The organism is Gammaproteobacteria bacterium (assembly GCA_029862005.1).
Taxonomy (GTDB): Bacteria; Pseudomonadota; Gammaproteobacteria.
Map to the genome: position 1 here is coordinate 222517 of JAOTYD010000002.1, position 19021 is coordinate 241537.

Genomic DNA, 19021 nt, shown 5'->3' on the forward strand with positions numbered 1-19021 from the left:
TCCCTGATAGACTGCTGCGATCAGGCAGCCACGGAGCTTGCCTGGTCGCGAACACTGTCCTTGTTCGGTAAATATTTTTCCTGATACTCATGATATTCCCAAATTAACGGGACCAAACTGGTAAATCGAAATCGGCGGTTACTGTGCCACAGATCCCGCTGGAATCGGTCCCGGACAGGTGACGTGATTCCCGTCCCGCATACCCGATATTAACTATCCGGTTTCGATTGTTTCGGCTATCGATAAGTCGATTGGTATCGATCGAAATAATTCGTCGCTATCGGCAAATATTATCTCAAGACAATGCCTATACTCCCCCGGTATCGTCACAGGGAATTGCGCCATGTTCTTTCACCGAGGTACCCTCAGCCAAAATCCAAGCCAAGTACCCGGCGTTAGGGCGTTTGCAATCCTGTCAGGCATAGAAAGCGTATCCAGGGGTATACTGATCTCGGTTTTCCCGGTTTCGATGTATCGGATTTTCGAAGACGCTCAGCGGGTTTCGGAAGTCTATTTTATGATCGGCGTGCTATCGATGCTGGTGACTCTGCTTGTTCCTTGGGTAAGTCACTCGATACCGCGGCGCTGGCTATATACGCTTGCCGTTATCACCTTTATTGCCGCCGCGCTGCTTTGTGCCTGGTCGAGCACCTGGGTGTTCGCGGTAGGGTTGGCCCTGTTCACCCTGTCCGGTGTCGTGATTTTTGTATGCTTTAACGCTTACATCATGGATTACGTCAACCGCGTAAAGCTCGGCGAATGCCAGGCCTTGCAGCTATTTTACAGCGGTGCCGCGTGGACTATAGGGCCTTTTCTTGGCATCTGGTTGATGACGCAGTGGAAACCCGCGCCATTTATTCTGTCGGCGATCGCAGCCTGCCTGCTACTCGCTGTTTTCTGGTATTACCGACTTGGAAATGGCAAGGCGATTCATCGCGGTGCGGGCGTGCCACCGAATCCATTTGCCTACCTGTACCGGTTTCTGCGTCAACCCCGCCTGGTCTCCGGCTGGACGTTTGCGGTAATGAAGTCAAGCGGCTGGTGGGTATACATACTTTACCTGCCAATCTACGCGGTCGAAAACGGCCATAGCGAACAACTCGGCGGCGCTTTGTTGTCATTATCAAACGCTTTCCTGTTCTTGACCCCGTTGATCATAAAAACCATGCGAGGCCGGGTTCGACTGGCGATTATAATCGGTTTCCTGTGCAGCGGCACGCTGTTCCTCCTGGCCTCGACCGGGCTTTCAGGATCATCCGCCACAATTGCACTGCTGGTACTGGCATCGCTATTCATGATTCTGCTCGATGTGTGCGCCGGATTACCCTTCCTGATGGCGGTTCGTCCTTCGCAAAGAACCGAGATGTCGGCGGTTTACTCTACCTACCGTGACGTATCGGGCGTCATCACACCGGGGGCTGCGAGTCTGGTTTTGATGTTTGCGCCGCTCAAAGCGATATTCGGATTAACCGCGGCCGGTTTTTTTGGTTGCGCATTTATTGCCAGCAAGCTGCACCCCAGGCTTGGCATGCAGCGCTACAAGCCACTGGAAATCGAGCCCCTACCCGCGAAAGCCACCAGCGGATAAGCACGTAAGTCGAAGCGCAACTGGCTTGATCTGATAGTATATTTGCAACCGATTGCCACCTGACCCACATCTCCGAAGATGAATGCCTGGGAAAACGAACTCGAAGAACTCAATGATCTGATCTGGCATACAATTGCAGCGCGCCAGGACATTGTAAACGGGCGCCAGATCGAGATACCGCAGCCGATCTCTACGGCACGGCAGGATTCTGAATCCCGCTTCAGCGACAATTTTCCAGTGCTGCAACACCTCGATCAGGCATTGTCATTGGTCACGAACTTTGATTTAGCCGAAATTGCCGGGAGATTTTCACGCGTTATGGATAACCTGAGGTGGTCACAAAATCCAAACTACGACGATAACAACAGCAGCCGAAGTTTTCTCGACGGTTACGCCTATGTCGGCATCTCTGGTCCGGACGCACCGATCAGGTGCGCGGTACCCCGTGGCGGCCTGGTGCTGCTCGGTCCCGGTGTCGTCTATCCGAGCCATCACCATGAACCGAAAGAAGTCTACCTGGTGCTGACCCCGGGCTCGCAGTGGTGTCTCGACGAAGGCGACTGGTTCGATGTCGCACCCGGTGACCTGGTCTTTCACGACAGCTGGCAGATGCACGCGATGCGCACCCGCGACAAGCCATTACTTGCCTTCGCCGGCTGGCTGGATGCGGGCGACCGGCGCGACATCGGCTGGTCCGACAACAATGCAAGCACCAGTTGCGGCTAAGTCCCGACCGCCTATGCCCGCGAAATGGTTGCCAGGAAGCGCTCGAACAGGCGCTCAACCGTTTCGATTACACCATTCAAGGCATGGTCGCCGCTAATCAGGTGCAACGTGCAATCAGAGTATCGCGCATACTCAATCGAGTGATCGGCGGGAATCACGTCGTCTGACCAACCGTGTACGATTTCAATATGGGGCGATTTAGGCTCATGCTGTTGATGTTTGAAGCCGGGCATATAAAGCGCCGGCGCCATCAGGAATACCCCTTTTGCCGCAACCGTTTCGGATGCGACCAGCGCAACATAACCTCCCATGCTGGAACCGACCAGGACAAACTCGTCGACTTCCGGTTCCAGCGCAGCCAGCAGGCGTTCGACCCGAAGCTCCGGATCCACCAGGTCCGTGTAATCAATGCTGTCGACGCTGAATCCCTGCTGGCGCGCAATCTCCGCCAGGCGCTTGATTTTAAAACCCCAGGGACCGCTTTCCTTGCCGTGTGAAAAAACGACTTTCAATGATTGGATTCCTGATTAGATCAGGCGTTTGACAGGCTTGAAAGCTCGCTGTTTTGAGAGCTTACCCGATCCAGGAAATTGTCGATTTTAATCGGTTCGCTGAACAGGAAACCCTGCATCAGGTGACAACCCAAACCCTCGAGATATTCCGACTGGTTGGTGTTTTCAACACCCTCGGCAATGGTTTTTATACCCAGACCCTGTGCCATGCCGATAATGGCTGCAACCAGCGCGGCTCCCTTGTTCGAACGCTCGATTTCCGAGATGAACGAGTAATCTATTTTGACCGTGCTAACCGGCAACTCGCGGAGGTAGTTGAGTGAAGAATAGCCGGTGCCAAAATCATCGATGGCAATCGAGATCCCCTTGTTAGCCAGGACCTGCAGCTTGTGGGTACAGGACTGGATATCGCTCATAAACATATTCTCGGTGATCTCGATTTCCAGCCGCTCGGGCTCGATGCCATAAACCTCGGTAAAGGAAACCAGCGTCTCCGGGAAGTCTTTTTGCCTGATATCGGTTGCCGACAGGTTGATGCTGACCTTGATCTGGCTTTCCAAAAAGGCCTGGTTACTGAACAAGTCCCGGGCAACTCGACGCAGTACCCAGTCACTCAGTTGCTCAATGATGCGGGATTCCTCGGCCTGCTCCATGAAATAGCTCGGACGGCGCAGCCCGAGCTGGGGATGGTTCCATCTCAGTAGCGCTTCTACACCGACAATTTTCCTGGTTTCCACGTCCATCTGTGGTTGATAAAAAATCTCCAGTTCATCATTTTTCAATGCGTTTCGAAGCCCGCTTTCGATGGAAATTTTTTCGGCGGCAGCATGTTCGATCTTGTCGTTATAAAAGGTATAGCCATTCTTGCCGGTCGCCTTGACGTCGTACATCGCCATATCGGCATTTTTTATCAGCGTATTGATATCATTCGAATCATCCGGAAACACTGATATACCGATGCTGATGTTGATATAGACTTCCTCGCCCTTCAAATAAAAGGGCTTTTGCAAACTGGCGATCAATTTTTGCGCCACCGTTTCAGCCTGCTCCCGCGTGGTCGGCTGAGGCAGCAACAACATGAATTCATCACCGCCCAGCCTGGCCAGGGTATCTCCGGTCCTGATTTCCCGCTTGAGACGGCCGGCCACCTCGACCAGGAGCTGATCGCCGACCACGTGACCGAAGCTGTCGTTAATCAATTTGAACCTGTCGAGATCAAGAAACATGATGATCAGTGTTTCACCGGTTCTTTCCGACTGGCGGATGGCAAGATCCAGGCGATCATGCAGCATAGCGCGGTTGGGTAACTTGGTGAGCAGATCGTGATAAGCCTGGAAGGTGATTAATTTTTCCGCCTTTTTCCGGCTGGTAATGTCACGTGCAACACCATAGGTGCCCTGGTAGGTGCTCAGTTTCTTCGGATCTTTCGCATCGACCGCGTAAATGCCCATGGAGTTGAGTTCGATGGGACGCGTCGTGACATCAAAGGGTTTTGAAGGATCCTGGGTGTTGCATTTCAGGCCCAGCTCTATCGTCCTGTTGCTGCGGCTGGCACGGCGGCGCTCATTAAACAGATATTCTGCCTTTAACCGATCTTCGTCGGCGATAAATTCACTGTAATGCTTGCCGAGCACCTCGGATTTTTCATAACCCAGTAACTTGGTAATGCTGTGGTTGACGAAGCTGAATTCGCCGGCCAGGTTCAGCATGTAAATCAGATCCGGGGAATTGTCGACCATGTAACGATGTAGTCGCTCTGAATGCGCCAGGCGATTTTGAATCTGCGATTTTTCATCCTCGATTTTTAATTTTTCCAGAGCATTGCGAATTGAATGCTCGAGATCATCAAAACTGTAAGGCTTTTTGAAAATATCATAGGCGCCCAGACGTACTGCCTCGGTAACCTTGTTGATCGATGTCTCGCCACTCAACACGATGACCGTTGTTTTTATATTTTTATCGCGGATGAAAGACAGCACCTGATCACCTGTTTTTTTAGGCATATTGAGATCGAGTATGATCAGGTTGAACTGGCGTTGTTGAATCAGTGAGATGGCTTCTTCACCATCCGCGGCCTCGGTGATATCGGACCATTTTCGCTTCAGCAGCGTCACCAGGCTTTCACGGGCCCTTTTTTCATCATCAACCACCAGGAAAGAGGTGGGTTTATTAAAACGTCTAGTTCTTTCTTCGAGGGTTATCAACAAATTGTCCATCAGGTCCGAATTACAGGTTACCTTTTAAATCGCAGGGGAATCAAAATTTCAAACGAGGATCCGCCAACTTCGTTTTCCATATATTTAATCTGACCATTATAACGCGCAACGATGTCGGCTGTCACAGAAAGACCGAGCCCCCTGATGGCACCGTCTTTGGCACTGGCCAGAGGTGCAAACAGCAGTTGCCGGGTGATTGGATCGACGCCCCTGCCGCGATCCGCGATGGAAAATTGAGCAAAGGTTGCCCCATCTATGTTCACGAAATGGCGGCTTGATACCACGATCTCGGCATCACGAGTCTGGGCCTCGATGGCGTTCTTGACCAGATTCAGAATAACCTGGCGTAACGCATCCCGGGTTATCTCGATTTCTGCGTCCGACTCATCCAGGGCCCACTTGATTTCAACCTCCTTGCCATTGCTGATCGATTTCACGTATAGCGGGACCGACATCTTCAGTTCTTCATTTAAAAGTACCGTTGCGGGTTCGGATTCCTTCTCGTCCCTGAAATTTAAAACGATATTGCCGATCCTTTGCACCTCTTCCTTCAGAATCCTGATTTCTGCCTCGTTTTCGGAACCATCCGATTTCGAGTTCCCCTGGATAACATCGATATAGTTGGCGATGACACTCAGCGGGTTGCTTATCTCGTGAATCAGCTTGTCGACATCCTTATGCTCCTGCTCCTTTTTCACACTATCTTCGAACGCCCGCTGTTTCACTTCCTGATTATTCTTAATCCAGATCTCGGCATTGATCTTCAGGTAATCGGAGATAAATTTGCCCAGGTTCTCGAGCGGTTTTTTCTGGTCTTTATCGGCACCTATAACAACCGCACCGATGACCTGGTCGCCATGGCCCAGAGGTAGACTGAACGCAATTTCATGATTCAGCCTACGGATGATCTGTCGATCGGATATGGGCGATATTTCGTCGCGAGCTTTTTCAGGTTCGATCCAGATGTTACATTTTTCAGTATAACTCCTGATGATCTGGCTCTTGCTGTTTTCAATCGAAAACTTGCTGACTGCGCGAACCTGGTTGACCTCGTAAAGCCCCAGGTACCCGGGATTTTTGGAATCGGGAAACAACATCGCCACGTCGGAAATGGAAAATAACAACTGCATCTCGCGCGCAATTTTAAGTAGCAGGTTCTTCGGTGTATTGATATTGGTCGAATCAATTTCCTCGGAGGTAATAACCTTGACTAACGATGCGTCCCTGATCCTGCGCGCAAGCTTGATCGTTTCTCTCTCGATGTCCTGCGAAACATTCACCTGGGTGAGGCTTCCTGACTTGGGATGGGGAATATCAAACGAAGCGGCCACCTGAGCCATCTTGTCCTGCACGTGGAGATAAATCAGCTTCAATTCTTTTTCATCGACGAGACCCGACTGCCACTTGCTGTCGGGTCGGCCATAACGACTCAGGTGCCGGGCCATCTCGCTGGCCTCGGACAGTATCTGGCACAGAACGTCACCGCCCTGCAGCTGCTCCTCCTCCTCGTGATGAAAACGAATAGCATCCGCAATCGCCGGGCTCAGGCTGGGCCACTGCTCGATCAGGCTGGCACCCAGGTCGGTATGACTGAGGCCGAATTTCTCGATTTCCCTGCGGATAACTTCAGCTTCGGTCGCCAGATTCATTATATCGACATATTGATCATGGAACTTGGCGTCAAACACGATCTGTCCAAAATGATGTAGCAAGCCCGCGAGGTAGGCGTCCTGGGGATAGTCGTAATCCAGCGAGTGGGCGAAGTCCTTCGATATGACGGCACAGTAGAGGGATTCAAGCCAGGTATTACAGACAAATTCTTTTTGCGTATTGATCAAGCCGGCAAACAATTGCTGCATCGAAGATGTCAGCATCATGGTTTTGACGAGCTCGTGGCCCAGTAACGCCACGGCATGACTCAGGTTATCGACCGGTTGTTTGATCTCGAACGCAGCCGAGTTGACAGCCATGATCAATTTAGCGGTGAGCGCCGCGTCTGTGCCAATTAATTCGGCCAGCTCCTCGATCGAACTGTCAGGATCATGACAGATATCAAGCAGCTTACTGAGAAGTTGGGGGGGACTGGGCAGCCGAACCAATTCTATTGATTCTATCGTCAATTTCGGCGAGCCTCCTAGATCAAGCATTCGTTCTTCTTATTTATTTGTTCAGTACACTAAAGGGGGAAGCCGATAATATACTATATTTTAATCCCGATTCGACCTTTTACCGAGTATCCGCCAAATCAGCATCGAGGCGAAACAATCTCCTCCGATTAAAGGCGAAATTGGTCTAAACGGGACCATCCAGCGATCATGAAAACATGACTCAGATGTCAAAAACATGGCACAGATCACATTAATTTCGATTTATCCTTCTTTTTGCCCGACTTGCATCGTTGGAATCTGCCCCTCGCTCGGACCGTGATCGAGCTGCCCAGAGACCGGTTTACGGACTGACAGCTAACCCTTTTTCAATCCCCTTCCGGGTCCCTTTTCACCAGAATTGATAACTTGAATATACGGTAGTAACCTTATCGACTCGATCAATTCTATTTTTTCAATCAATACAATAATATGGGAATCCTGATCATTCCCATCCAGGCGAGGTCTTCGAAAATGCTCAAAAACGAATTTAATCTTGCCGCATTGCTCGCGATCGTAACCCTGCTGTTACCACAAACGATACTCGCATCCGGGTTAACCGTTGCGCAGGCAGACTCGACAGTCCAGGGCAGTGAGGAGGCCGATAACAAACCGAAACTGGTCGACCTCTGGCAACCGGGAGATACCGGTCAACGCATGAACATCCGCGGCAGGGTTACCAGTTTTGACGGTGCGCCGTTGGCCGGGATACCAATCTCGATCCGCCAGGCCAACGGCAATGGCGATTACACGCAGCGCTACAGTACGACCCTGCTCAGCGACGAAAAAGGACGCTACCAGTTCGGATCGGTGGTGCCGGGTAATTATATCGGTGTCAGGCATGTCCACATCGGGGTCTACCACGACGGTTACCAGTACTACGATTCTCAAATACTTTTCAAAGGCGATCCAAACCTGGAAGGTTACACCGATGCGGACCAGGCGATATTTCTCGAGGAGTCTACCGTTAATGGCGAAACCATCCTCTTCGGACGCTTCGATATCGTGTTGGTACCGCGGTAACAACCGCCATCTCCAGCCGACAAGCTGTCATCTGCCCCGACCATATTGGTAAATAATTATGAAACATGGGATCGTTCTTTTTTTCACGCTGGCATTCTGGCAATTGCCGTCAATCTCGCTTGCCGAATCACATCAAGGCGACAGCGAATCAGAATCCGCAGCCAGGGCCTTACAGGAAGTTCCCGGTAATGCACACGAGTTTTATTTTACACGCGGCATCTACAGCGGTGAATTCGATGATTACGACGAAGGTGGTCGCTGGGCGATAGACTACCCGAAGGCCGACCACCAGTTCCTGGTGGCGCTCAAGCGCCTCAGCATTGTCGACGCCTACGGCTCGGACAATGCGATCGAGTTGACCGACCCGATGTTGCGTCGCTTTCCCTTTTTGTACGCGGTCGAGGTGGGATCGATGTCGTTGAGCGAGGCGGAGGTGCTGGCGCTGCGCAACTATCTGCTGGCCGGCGGGTTCCTGGTGATCGACGATTTCTGGGGCAGCTGGGCCTGGGACCAGCTCGTTGCGCAGATGCAGTTGGTATTCCCGGACCGCGCCATTGTCGACCTGCCACCGGAGCATCCGGTCTTTAATGTCTTCTATAATATCGATCGCGTGATCCAGGTGCCGAACGTGCGCCAGGGATGGGGTGCACCACAAGGCGGCCCGACGCACGAATATGACGGTATCGTCCCCCACGTACGCGGCATTTACGACGACGACGGCCGGCTGATGGTGTTGATCAACTGGAATACCGATCTCGGGGATGCGTGGGAATGGGCGGACAACGCGGATTACCCACTCAAGTTTTCGACCTATGCCTTTGAAATCGGGATCAATTTCGTGATCTACGCAATGACCCATTAGCAATACCCCGGGGAAGCTGCGCGGCCATGTTCGAATTCCTGTTCAAGTACCCAGTGAAGTTTTTCGATCAGGGCTCGCTGATCCTGGCCCTGCCAGGGTGGCAGTTGGCGCTGATGCCGGTCGGGATACTGGTACTTGCCTTCATCGTACTCGGTTATTTCAACCTGCGCGGTAGCACTGGTATCCGTCATCGGGTGGTAATCGCCCTGCTACGCAGTCTTGCTATTTCGCTGGTTTTATTCAGCCTGTCGCGACCGCTACTCGAAGTGACATCACAACTGGAACAACCGGGCCTGATCGGGATTCTACTCGATAATTCTGTCAGTATGCGAATCGAGGATTTCGCCGGCGCACCGCGCAGCCGGGTAATTCAGCAGCAGCTCGACGCTGACTCCGGTAGCCTGCTGCGTTCGTTGCAGCAGAGATTCGAAATCCGCCTGTTCCGGTTCGGCGAAGACACGCAAGCAATAACCGGGATCGGGGCCATGAATTACGATGACGGCGACAGTAACCTGGTTCGGGCACTCGAGGTCGTGCAACAAACACTGCAAGGCGAACCCCTCGCCGGACTGGTCGTAATCAGCGATGGTGCCGTTCGTTCGACGGCGCAACTCGACGCCCTGCTGTTGTCGCTGCGGGCGGCCCAGGTTCCGGTTTTCAGCATCGGCGTTGGCCAGCCCCGCTACCAGCGTGACATCGAGATCAGCCGGATCAGGTTACCGAGCCGTGTGCTGAAAGGCAGCCGGGTTATCGCCGATGTTGCCGTGACCCAGCAAGGCTATAACGGGGAATCGCTTGATCTCATCGTCGAGGATGACGGCCGTATCCTGCAAAAACAAACCATAACGCTTGAACCGGGAACGCAGTCTTTCAGGATACCGCTGATCGCGGAAGATAGCGGTACGCGACGGCTGGAGTTTTATCTCGCGAACCTGGCAGATGAACAAATCGTCGCAAATAACAGTCAACAGGAAATGCTGTCGATCAACGACGATAAAATGCGAATCCTCTACTTCGAGGGAGAACCACGATTCGAATTGAAGTTTGTACGACGCGCGGTCGAGGATGATCGCAACCTCGGCGTAACAGGCCTGGTTAGAACCGCGGATGCGAAGTTTTACCGGGTTGGAATCGAATCGCAGCAGGAGTTGCGCGATGGTTTCCCGGTTACGCGTAAAGAACTGTTTGCCTACGACGCACTGATCCTCGGCAGCGTGGAAATATCCCTGCTGAGCCGGGAACAGCAGGAAATGATCGTCGAGTTTGTCAGCGATCGCGGTGGTGGCCTGCTCATGCTCGGTGGCCGCCACGCGTTTTCCGAGGGCGGTTACCGGGATTCGCTGCTACGCGATATCTCGCCGGTGGTGATGGCCGAACAGGCACAACCCGAGTTCAGCCGCGAGGTCAAGGTCCAGCCGACCGCGGCCGCCCTGGTGCAACCCGCGTTATTGATTGCCGACGATAATGAGAAATCGATTGCACGCTGGCAAACCCTGCCCCCGCTCACCATTGTCAATCCGATTCAACAGGTTAAACCGGGGGCAACCTTGCTGCTGACCAGTGCGCCGCAGGCACAGCAAGATCAATTTGTTATCATGGCTTCTCAGCGCTATGGTCGTGGTAAGGTAATCGCGTTTGCGGTACAGAATTCATGGAACTGGCAAATGCACCAGGATATCGAGCCTGAAGATCAGACTCACGAGATCCTATGGCGCCAGCTGCTACGTTGGCTGGTTGAAGACGTCCCGGCACAGGTTGGTCTCTCCCTGTCGAGCCAGAATATCCATTCTGGCGGAACCATCAGGCTGCGCAGCGAAGTGCTGGATTTCGGTGAAAAATCCGATGCTCCACGCCAGCTGCACGCAGTGCTAACGGCACCGACCGGACTGGAGCAGATAAAGCCCCTTACCCCACACCCGTCCGAACCCGGTGTTTACGAGACTGAAATAGCAGCTAATGATCCCGGGGATTACCTGCTGCACATCGAGCTCGAACAGCCGGATAAGGTAATCCGCAGCAGCGAATCCCGCTTCACCGTGACGGACGAGGGCAGTGAATACTATCGTTCAGAAATGAACGAAAAACTGCTGCGTAAACTGGCGGTCGACACCGGTGGTGATTTTTTCAACGCCAACGAGGCCGACAAGCTGGCGGACGCACTGCAAGCGCATCAACGCGGGACAACCACGCTGGTTCGCCATGAACTGTGGGATATGCCATCAATATTCCTGTTGCTGATTTTGTTTTTATGCGCAGAGTGGGGATATCGACGCTGGTGCAACCTGGTATGAAAATCGGACTCGTGATCTGCCTGGTGTTGCTGACCGCGCCGGCGCAGGCACTGCAACACCATCTGCTGATAATCAGTGGCCTGGGTGGAACCGAAAACTATAAGCAACAGTTTTCGCGCGCATCCTCGAGCCTGGTCGAGGCGGCACTCCGGGCTGGTATCGACACCGGCAATATCCTGCTGCTGACCGCCGATTCGCCAATCGAGACGCCGGTCAATCATCGGCGGGCTGACAAGGCAACGATCAAGGAGGCTTTGCTGGAAATCGGCGCCAGATCTAGTGCCGAAGACCGGATATTCGTGGTGCTGATCGGCCATGGAAATCCGCGCGGCGAAAGCGCAGTATTCAACCTGCCCGGCCCCGACATATCGGCCGAAGAACTCGCCGAGGCAATGTCCGGGTTCGACGATCGCACGAGCGTTATTGTCAACACGGCATCGGCAAGCGGCCCTTTTCTAAAACCGCTGAGCCGTGATAACCGTGTTGTCATTACCGCAACATCGAGCGGACGCGAGTACCACGCGGCGCTATTCGGTGAGTTATTTATCGCCGCCTTCACCACAATGAACGCGGACCGGGACAAGGATGAAAGAATTTCGATGCTGGAGGCTTTCGACTATGCGCGACGTGAAGTAAAGCGTAGTTTCGAAACTGAAAAACGCCTGCCGACCGAACATGCAATGTTGGACGACAATGGCGACGGCGCAGGTAGCCTCGATCCCGGTGAATTTAAAGCAGACGGTGCACTTGCAAATCGCACCTACCTGCAGCAACCCCCATCACAGGCGACGGGCGCCTCCAGTAAACTGATCGCGATGCTGAAGCGTAAACAGTTGATCGAGCAATCGATCAGCGAACTGAAATTGCAGCGTGACAATCTGACCCCGGAAAAGTACTACGCCGAACTTGAAATTTTACTGGTCGACCTGGCGCTGTTGAGCCGGGAAATCAGGGCACAGGGCGGATAAATGAAATCCGGCCTGGCATTGCTGCTGATCTGCGTTCAACTTGCCGCGGTTGCCAGTGCCTCCCCGCTTGAAACGCTCCGGACCCTGCGCCTCGCCGGAAACTATCAACAGGCGCTTGACCTGGCGCGCGACGAACTCAGGTTAGACAATAACAACGCGCGCCTGCTAAACGAGCTCGGAGAACTCGAGTACATCAGCGGTGACCTGGATGCAGCATTTGCGCATTTCCAGCAGGTCATCGACCTGGCAGATGTCGATTTGCTGATGGCAAAGTGGAATCTCGCCGAGATTCATCACCTACGGGGCGAGCATCAGCTGGCGGAGGGCTTCTATCACGAGATCCGTGAGGCTTTCCAGACGCAACCCGACCTGAACTCCCGCGATCTTTACGCCATCGCAAATGCCACGCGCATGCTTGGCAGGTCAGACCCACAGCTGTTCAAAGAGGCAGTACAGTTATTCGACCAGGCGAGCCGTATGAATCCGTCCGAAGTCGATGCCGGAATCGAACTGGGTGAACTGTTGCTCGAGAAATATAACAACCAGGAAGCGCTCGAAGTTTTCAAAGAAGTACTGTCAAGGAACGACAAGCACCCACTGGCGCTGCTGGGACTGGCCAGGAGCCAGCACTTCGACTATTCCTCCGCGGCCATGCAGACCGCATTGCAGGTACTTGAGCTCAATCCAAACCTGGTTCCGGCCCGGGTGTTCATGTCGCGCCTGTACCTCGAGCTGGAACAGTATGAGGATGCAAAATTCGAGGTTCAACGGGCGCTCGAGGTAAATCCCGTGTCGCTCGAGGCCCTGGCCATGCTGGCGGTGGTGCATCACCTCGAGCGAAACACTGTCGGGTTCGTTGCGGCCGAACAGCGGGTGCTCGGACTCAATCCCCGGTATGCCGGGCTATATACTGCACTCGCCGACCTCGCGGCACGAAATCGACTCTACCGCGAGGCACAGGATTTTGCCGCCATCGCGGTAAAGCTTGATTCGCAATCGTGGCAGGGTTATGGACTGCTGGGTATGAACCAGCTGCGCCTGGGACTGATCTCCGAAGGCAGGGCCAATCTCGAGCGCTCGTTTAGCGGCGATCCCTATAACATCTGGATAAAAAATACGCTGCAGCTCGCTGACAGTTTTAACGACTATGTGCAAATCACCGAAGGCCAGTTCCAGGTTGTTTTGCATCGCAATGAAAATGCTCTACTCGGGGAATACATACATGAGCTGACGGCCAGCGCCTACCGGCATTTCAGTGCGCGCTATCGACACGAACCCGATAAATCCATCCGGGTAGAACTGTACCCGGACCATGCCGACTTCTCGGTGCGCTCGGTGGGTCTCGCCGGAGTCGGCCTGCTGGGGGTTTGCTTCGGACCGGTGGTGGCCATGGATTCCCCGGCCGCGCGCGAACGCAGCGCTTTCAACTGGGGTTCGACGTTGTGGCACGAACTTGCGCACGTCTTCCATCTGTCGATGACGGATAACCGCGTACCGCGCTGGTTTTCCGAAGGTCTCGCCGTCTACGAGGAACGCATCGCGCGACCTGGCTGGGGAGGAGATGTCACGCCGGAATTTCTACTCGCTTATCTCGAGGGCCGCCTGCTGCCGCTCAGTAAGCTGAACAATGGATTCGTGCGCCCGAGCTACCCGGAACAGGTCATTCATTCCTATTTCCAGGCTTCGCTGGTATTTGAATTCATCGAATCCCGCTGGGGCTTCGATGTCATCCGCGAAACACTGAATGCTTTTCGCGACAGTAAATCTCCCGATAACGAGCTACCTGCACGCCTGCAACTCGATGCAGCCGCGCTCGACGCCGCTTTCGATAAGTATCTGCGAGACAAGTACGCGACTGCGTTACGGGCCTTGGGCAACCAGGTCGAGCCGGGGCAATCGATGCAGCCACCGATCGATCCCGACCAGGTAACCCAGGATACCGAGGTACCTGATCAGTATTTTGATCAGCTCAAACTCGGAAATTTAATGCTCGAGCAGGACAAACTGGACCTGGCCGAGTTGTTTCTCGACCGGGCACAGCAACTGTTCCCGGAATACGCGGGTGCCGATAGCAGCTACTGGCTACTGGCGCAACTCTACCAGCGGCAGGGCAGGAACGAGCTGGCCGAACGACAACTGACCAGCATGACCGCGATCAATGCAGAACACCTTGAAGCGCATCTGCAGCTTGCCGGGCTGCGCGCCCAATTCGGCGATCACAGCGGCGCGGCGGCGGCGCTCGAAGCCGCAATTTATATTTATCCCTACGAGCTGGAGCTGCACCGGGCACTGGCAGGGCACCAGGCCAGCCTGGGAGATTGGGGCAAGGTTACGCGCGAACGGCGTGCCCTGTTGGCACTGGACCCGGTTGATAAGGCAGAAGCTTATTACCAGCTGGCCTACGCCTATGATCGCGCGGGCGATCGATCTTCTGCACGTGAACAGATATTATATGCGCTTGAGATCGCGCCTAATTTCCACCCCGCGCAGGAATTATTGCTCTCGTTGCGGGGCCTGGTACCCGCCGCGACCGAGACTCAATAGACGGTGTATCAAGACAGAACACCGCAGTCGGCAGTTGATTCTGCCAGGATATAACAGGCATGAGAGACACGCCGATGGACATGCAAACTGAATCCCTGCAGGCTGCAGATGATATCCAGCTCGCCGAGGACCTGAAAACCCGCTACCAGAAAACCCGCGAAGAGCTGGCAAAAATGATCGTCGGACAGGATAGCGTCGTCGAGCAGGTTTTACTCACCATCCTCGCGGGTGGCAACAGCCTCATCGTCGGCGTACCCGGCCTCGCCAAGACCCTGTTAATTCACACCATCGCACAGGTACTGGATCTCGGCTTTTCCCGTATCCAGTTCACCCCGGACCTGATGCCCTCGGATATCACCGGCACTGACCTGGTGCAGGAAAACCCGGAAACCGGAAAGCGCGAGCTCACTTTTCTGCCCGGACCGATATTCTCGAATATCGTGCTCGCCGATGAAATCAATCGCACCCCGCCCAAAACCCAGTCCGCACTGCTCGAGGCAATGCAGGAACACCAGGTCACGGTGCAGGGCAAGACCTACGATCTCGGCGAGCCGTTCTTCGTTTTCGCGACGCAGAATCCGATCGAGCTGGAAGGCACCTATCCCCTGCCGGAAGCGCAGCTCGATCGCTTCATGTTCGAGATTGTCATCGATTACCTGTCGGAACAGGAAGAACTTGACGTGGTACGCCAGACCACGTCGCTACGCGATGTCAGTTTCAACTACGCGATGAACGGGGAGCAGATCCGCGAGTTTCAAAAACTGGTGCGCCGGGTGCCAGTGTCAGGGGCGATATCGCAGTATGCGTTGAGCCTGGTACGCAGCAGCCGGCCCGGATCACCGGGCGGACTCGACTTTGTTGACAACTGGGTTGCCTACGGCGCCAGTACCCGCGCTGCACAATACCTGGTACTGGGCGCCAAGGCGCGCGCGCTGGTGGACGGACGCTACCATGTCGATTTCGACGATATCGTCAAGCTCGCCAAACCCGTGCTGCGGCATCGCGTGCTGCGTAACTTTCATGCAGAGTCGGAAAAGATCAGTGCTGATGAACTCATCGATCGACTGGTCGACGCGGTGCCGCTACCGAGTTCAGGCATGTAGGTAATAGCGCGATGCTGGAACCAAGGGAAGCTGGCGGCCAGGTACCCGGTCAACGATTTATCGACCCGGAGGTGCTGACTCGAATAGATAACCTTGAACTGGTGGCGCGCAACGTGGTGGATGGATTCATCAGCGGACTGCATCGATCGCCGCTGCTCGGCATGACGATGGATTTCGCCGAACACCGTGCCTACATGCCGGGTGACGATGTACGGCGCATCGACTGGCGCCTGTACGCGCGCACCGATCGGCTGTACATCAAGCAATTCGAAGCCGATACCAACGCGAACCTGCACCTGGTGCTGGATGTTTCCAGGTCCATGGATTACGGCAGCGGTGCGGTGACCAAGCTCGGCTATGCGAAATTTCTCGCTGCGAGTCTCGCCTACCTGTCCAGGCGTCAGCGCGACCGCATCGGCCTGGTTACCTTCGATAACGATATCGTCGATGTCATCCCGACATCGATCAGGCATTTCGAACGCGTGTTACATATGCTCGACCAGCTAAAGGTCGGCGGGGCCAGTGAATATCATCGGCCACTCGAAAAAATTGCCGAGCAGCTGCGGCGACGCAGCCTCGTGGTACTGATTTCGGACCTGTACGAAACTCCGGAAAGGCTTTTGAAGGCAATAAACCAGCTGCATTACCGGGGTAACGACCTGATCGTGTTTCACCTGCTCGATCCGCTCGAACTGAGCCTCGATCTCGGTGCAGTCACCAGCGTCGAGGACCTGGAGTCGGGGGTTAATTTACCGATCGCGAGCGAGCAGTTTCGCGACAGCTATCGCCAGCTGGTCCAGGAACACCAGGCCGAGCTGGAAAGCCGGTTCGGCGCAAACCAGATCGACTACATATTTACCGACATATCGCAGCCCCTCGATAGCACGCTGTTTCGCTACCTGTCGGATCGAGCGCGGCAGAACCGGGTGCGATGATGGGACTGTCCTGGATCAACCCGCTCTACCTGGCCGGCACACTGTTACTGGCCCTGCCGATACTGATTCACCTGGTGCAACGCCACCGCGTTAACGGTATCAAGTTCCCGTCACTGATGTTTCTCGAGCGCATCCCGCTGCGTGAAAAACGTCGGCTCGAGATCAGAAACTGGCTGCTGTTACTGCTGCGCTGCCTGTTGCTGCTGCTCATCGTGCTGGCGTTTGCACGCCCGTTCCTGGTCGGCGAGACCGGACCGGTTGCGCTCGACCCGGAACGTACGGATAGTGTCATCGTAATCGATCGCTCCTACAGCATGCGCGTTGCCGATCACTGGCAGCAGGCGCAGCAAATGGCTTTGGACCTGGTCGACCGGAAACAGGCACAGGATAGAATCGCTGTCATCGTATTCGATGAAAACGCCGCCGTCGTCAGCGACCTTTCCAGCAACGCGGAAAACCTGCGCACGGTGATCAGGCGCCAGGCGCCGGGTATGCGCGCTACCCGACTGCGCCTGGGCCTGGAACAGGCAGCGAGACTGCTGGACGCGAGTAATGCAAGCACCAGAAAGGTTTTACTGGTATCCGACTTCCAGGCGAGTGCGGTAAAGCCCGGTGAAATCCCGAAAATCAACCGGGATATCGAACTAAAAATGCTACCAGTCGATGTCGTGAGCGTGACGAATACGACGATTTCATCGCTTACCATCGGGCCGCCAACGCGCAACACTGTTGACGAATATTCGCTTAGGGTCGAGATCACGAACCATGCGACAGACAGGCTGGACCAGCAACTTCGGCTAACGGTAAATGGGCGTCAACTCGCAACACGTGATTTGCACCTGGCACCCGGCAGTATGCTGAGCGAAACTTTTGACAACCTGGGTACCGGCGGTGACCTGGTGCGGGGCGTGGTCAGCCTCAATGACGATGACCTGTCAATCGATAACAACGCATTCTTCGTCTATTCCAGCAAACAACAGGTACCGGTATTAATCGTCGAAAGCGCGCAACCACGCCCCAACCAGTCGCTTTACCTCGAAAATGCGTTGCGGCTTTCGCGTAATCCCGTATTCAGCATCAAGCGCCTGCGCTGGCAGGAACTCAATCCGGAAGACCTCGCGACCTGGGCAGTCATTATCGTTAACGATGCATCGATCCCGGGAGGCAAGCTGGGCTCGGCATTGCAGGATTTTGTTGTGTCCGGGGGCGGTTTACTGGTTGCAACCGGGGAAAACCTCCAGGCTAACTGGCCGGCGGGCAACGACGGTTTCCTGCCGGGGACGCCGTTACGTCGGGTCGACTCGAAACCAGGCGAAGCACGAGATATTTCGGAAATCGTCAGCGATCATCCGCTCACCAACGATCCCTCGGTCCCGAAGGGTATCGACCTGTCGTCGGCACGGATCTTCAGCTACCGTAATTTTAAAACCAGCGCGAGCGACCGGGTGCTGGCACGCTATAGCGATGGTGCTCCGGCGCTGCTGGAAACAGCGCAACAGCAAGGCCGCGTGCTGGTTCTGACCAGCACGCTCGACACACACTGGAACGATCTTGCCCTGCAGCCGCCCTTCCTGCCTTTCCTGCACCAGGCCCTGCGCTACCTGGCAGACTTTGAATCCTACCCGCAGGGATTTGAAATCGGTAGCGTCATCGATGTCATGCACTATGCACGTGCATTTGCCGGCGGTGATGCAATCGTCGCTGCCGCTGATGACGCGGCCGTGGTTGTCGAAACGCCGTCGACCGGGGAAATCCGCCTGGATCGGCAATCACCTTTGCTGGCTGTTACTGAACCCGGCTTCTACCAGGTCCACCGCGCAACCCCGGCGGACGCGGAAGTGGTGCTGGCGGCGAATATCAATCCGGTCGAAGCGAATCTCGAAATTCTTGACCCCGAACGTTTTGTAGAGGAAATTAGAGCCACGGTCGCACCGACACAGAGGGTCGGATTACTTACCCGGCGACAGGTCGCCGAGTACGAGCAATTTCAGCAGCTGTGGCACGCGTTTCTATCCGTGGTACTGGTATTGATGCTGGTCGAGGCATTTTCTGCGAACTGGATCGTGCAAAACTGGTCTACCAACAAACGGACCGGAGCCTGACAAACTC

The 19021-nt window shown here is 54.6% G+C and carries 13 protein-coding genes; 10 read left to right on the plus strand and 3 right to left on the minus strand.

Annotated features, from left to right (window positions below; translation table 11 throughout):
* The first annotated feature begins 343 nt into the window (after nt 1-343).
* A complete protein-coding gene (locus OES20_02685; GenBank protein MDH3633587.1) occupies nt 344-1588 on the plus strand; it encodes an MFS transporter in 1245 nt (414 codons plus the stop codon).
* A 78-nt stretch (nt 1589-1666) separates the two neighbouring features.
* On the plus strand, nt 1667-2314 hold the full coding sequence (locus OES20_02690) for a dimethylsulfoniopropionate lyase (GenBank protein MDH3633588.1): 648 nt from the start codon (nt 1667-1669) through the stop codon (nt 2312-2314).
* Between the two features lie 11 nt (nt 2315-2325).
* On the opposite strand, the gene OES20_02695 is transcribed toward OES20_02690, so the two are convergent.
* From OES20_02695 to OES20_02705, 3 genes are read right to left on the minus strand one after another with little or no spacing between them, the layout of a single operon-like run.
* Entirely contained in the window at nt 2326-2826 is a 501-nt protein-coding gene (locus OES20_02695) for an alpha/beta hydrolase (protein MDH3633589.1), read from the minus strand.
* A gap of 20 nt (nt 2827-2846) precedes the next feature.
* A complete protein-coding gene (locus OES20_02700; protein ID MDH3633590.1) occupies nt 2847-5042 on the minus strand; it encodes an EAL domain-containing protein in 2196 nt (731 codons plus the stop codon).
* Nucleotides 5043-5059: 17 nt separating this feature from the next.
* A complete protein-coding gene (locus OES20_02705; protein ID MDH3633591.1) occupies nt 5060-7189 on the minus strand; it encodes an HDOD domain-containing protein in 2130 nt (709 codons plus the stop codon).
* 471 nt (nt 7190-7660) lie between these two features.
* On the opposite strand from OES20_02705, the gene OES20_02710 reads away from it, so the two are divergent.
* From OES20_02710 to OES20_02745, 8 genes are read left to right on the plus strand one after another with little or no spacing between them, the layout of a single operon-like run.
* Complete coding sequence (locus OES20_02710) at nt 7661-8209, plus strand: hypothetical protein (protein MDH3633592.1); 549 nt, start codon at nt 7661-7663, stop codon at nt 8207-8209.
* A gap of 58 nt (nt 8210-8267) precedes the next feature.
* Nucleotides 8268-9071 carry a DUF4159 domain-containing protein gene (locus OES20_02715; GenBank protein ID MDH3633593.1) on the plus strand — a complete coding sequence of 268 codons (804 nt, stop codon included), beginning with the start codon at nt 8268-8270 and terminating at the stop codon, nt 9069-9071.
* A gap of 26 nt (nt 9072-9097) precedes the next feature.
* Entirely contained in the window at nt 9098-11362 is a 2265-nt protein-coding gene (locus OES20_02720) for a VWA domain-containing protein (protein MDH3633594.1), read from the plus strand.
* The gene (locus OES20_02725; GenBank protein MDH3633595.1) at nt 11359-12330 is read left to right on the plus strand and encodes a C13 family peptidase; all 972 of its coding nucleotides are present in this window, start codon (nt 11359-11361) and stop codon (nt 12328-12330) included. The genes OES20_02720 and OES20_02725 overlap by 4 nt, the downstream gene beginning before the upstream one ends.
* Nucleotides 12331-14874 (plus strand): tetratricopeptide repeat protein, encoded by a 2544-nt coding sequence (locus OES20_02730; protein MDH3633596.1) that lies wholly within the window; start codon nt 12331-12333, stop codon nt 14872-14874. It begins immediately after the preceding gene.
* Between the two features lie 59 nt (nt 14875-14933).
* The gene (locus tag OES20_02735; protein MDH3633597.1) at nt 14934-15977 is read left to right on the plus strand and encodes a MoxR family ATPase; all 1044 of its coding nucleotides are present in this window, start codon (nt 14934-14936) and stop codon (nt 15975-15977) included.
* Between the two features lie 11 nt (nt 15978-15988).
* Nucleotides 15989-16912 carry a DUF58 domain-containing protein gene (locus tag OES20_02740; GenBank protein MDH3633598.1) on the plus strand — a complete coding sequence of 308 codons (924 nt, stop codon included), beginning with the start codon at nt 15989-15991 and terminating at the stop codon, nt 16910-16912.
* Nucleotides 16909-19014 (plus strand): BatA domain-containing protein, encoded by a 2106-nt coding sequence (locus OES20_02745; GenBank protein ID MDH3633599.1) that lies wholly within the window; start codon nt 16909-16911, stop codon nt 19012-19014. The genes OES20_02740 and OES20_02745 overlap by 4 nt, the downstream gene beginning before the upstream one ends.
* The last annotated feature ends 7 nt before the right edge of the window (nt 19015-19021 follow it).

Excerpts from the sequence above, each read along its gene's own strand:
- OES20_02690 (MDH3633588.1), top strand. The coding sequence starts at position 1,667 with ATGAATGCCTGGGAAAACGAACTCGAAGAACTCAATGATCTGATCTGG.
- OES20_02740 (MDH3633598.1), top strand. The coding sequence starts at position 15,989 with ATGCTGGAACCAAGGGAAGCTGGCGGCCAGGTACCCGGTCAACGATTT.
- OES20_02710 (MDH3633592.1), top strand. The coding sequence starts at position 7,661 with ATGCTCAAAAACGAATTTAATCTTGCCGCATTGCTCGCGATCGTAACC.
- OES20_02735 (MDH3633597.1), top strand. The coding sequence starts at position 14,934 with ATGAGAGACACGCCGATGGACATGCAAACTGAATCCCTGCAGGCTGCA.
- OES20_02730 (MDH3633596.1), top strand. The coding sequence starts at position 12,331 with ATGAAATCCGGCCTGGCATTGCTGCTGATCTGCGTTCAACTTGCCGCG.
- OES20_02705 (MDH3633591.1), bottom strand. The coding sequence starts at position 7,189 with ATGCTTGATCTAGGAGGCTCGCCGAAATTGACGATAGAATCAATAGAA.
- OES20_02745 (MDH3633599.1), top strand. The coding sequence starts at position 16,909 with ATGATGGGACTGTCCTGGATCAACCCGCTCTACCTGGCCGGCACACTG.
- OES20_02725 (MDH3633595.1), top strand. The coding sequence starts at position 11,359 with ATGAAAATCGGACTCGTGATCTGCCTGGTGTTGCTGACCGCGCCGGCG.
- OES20_02685 (MDH3633587.1), top strand. The coding sequence starts at position 344 with ATGTTCTTTCACCGAGGTACCCTCAGCCAAAATCCAAGCCAAGTACCC.
- OES20_02715 (MDH3633593.1), top strand. The coding sequence starts at position 8,268 with ATGAAACATGGGATCGTTCTTTTTTTCACGCTGGCATTCTGGCAATTG.
- OES20_02700 (MDH3633590.1), bottom strand. The coding sequence starts at position 5,042 with ATGGACAATTTGTTGATAACCCTCGAAGAAAGAACTAGACGTTTTAAT.
- OES20_02720 (MDH3633594.1), top strand. The coding sequence starts at position 9,098 with ATGTTCGAATTCCTGTTCAAGTACCCAGTGAAGTTTTTCGATCAGGGC.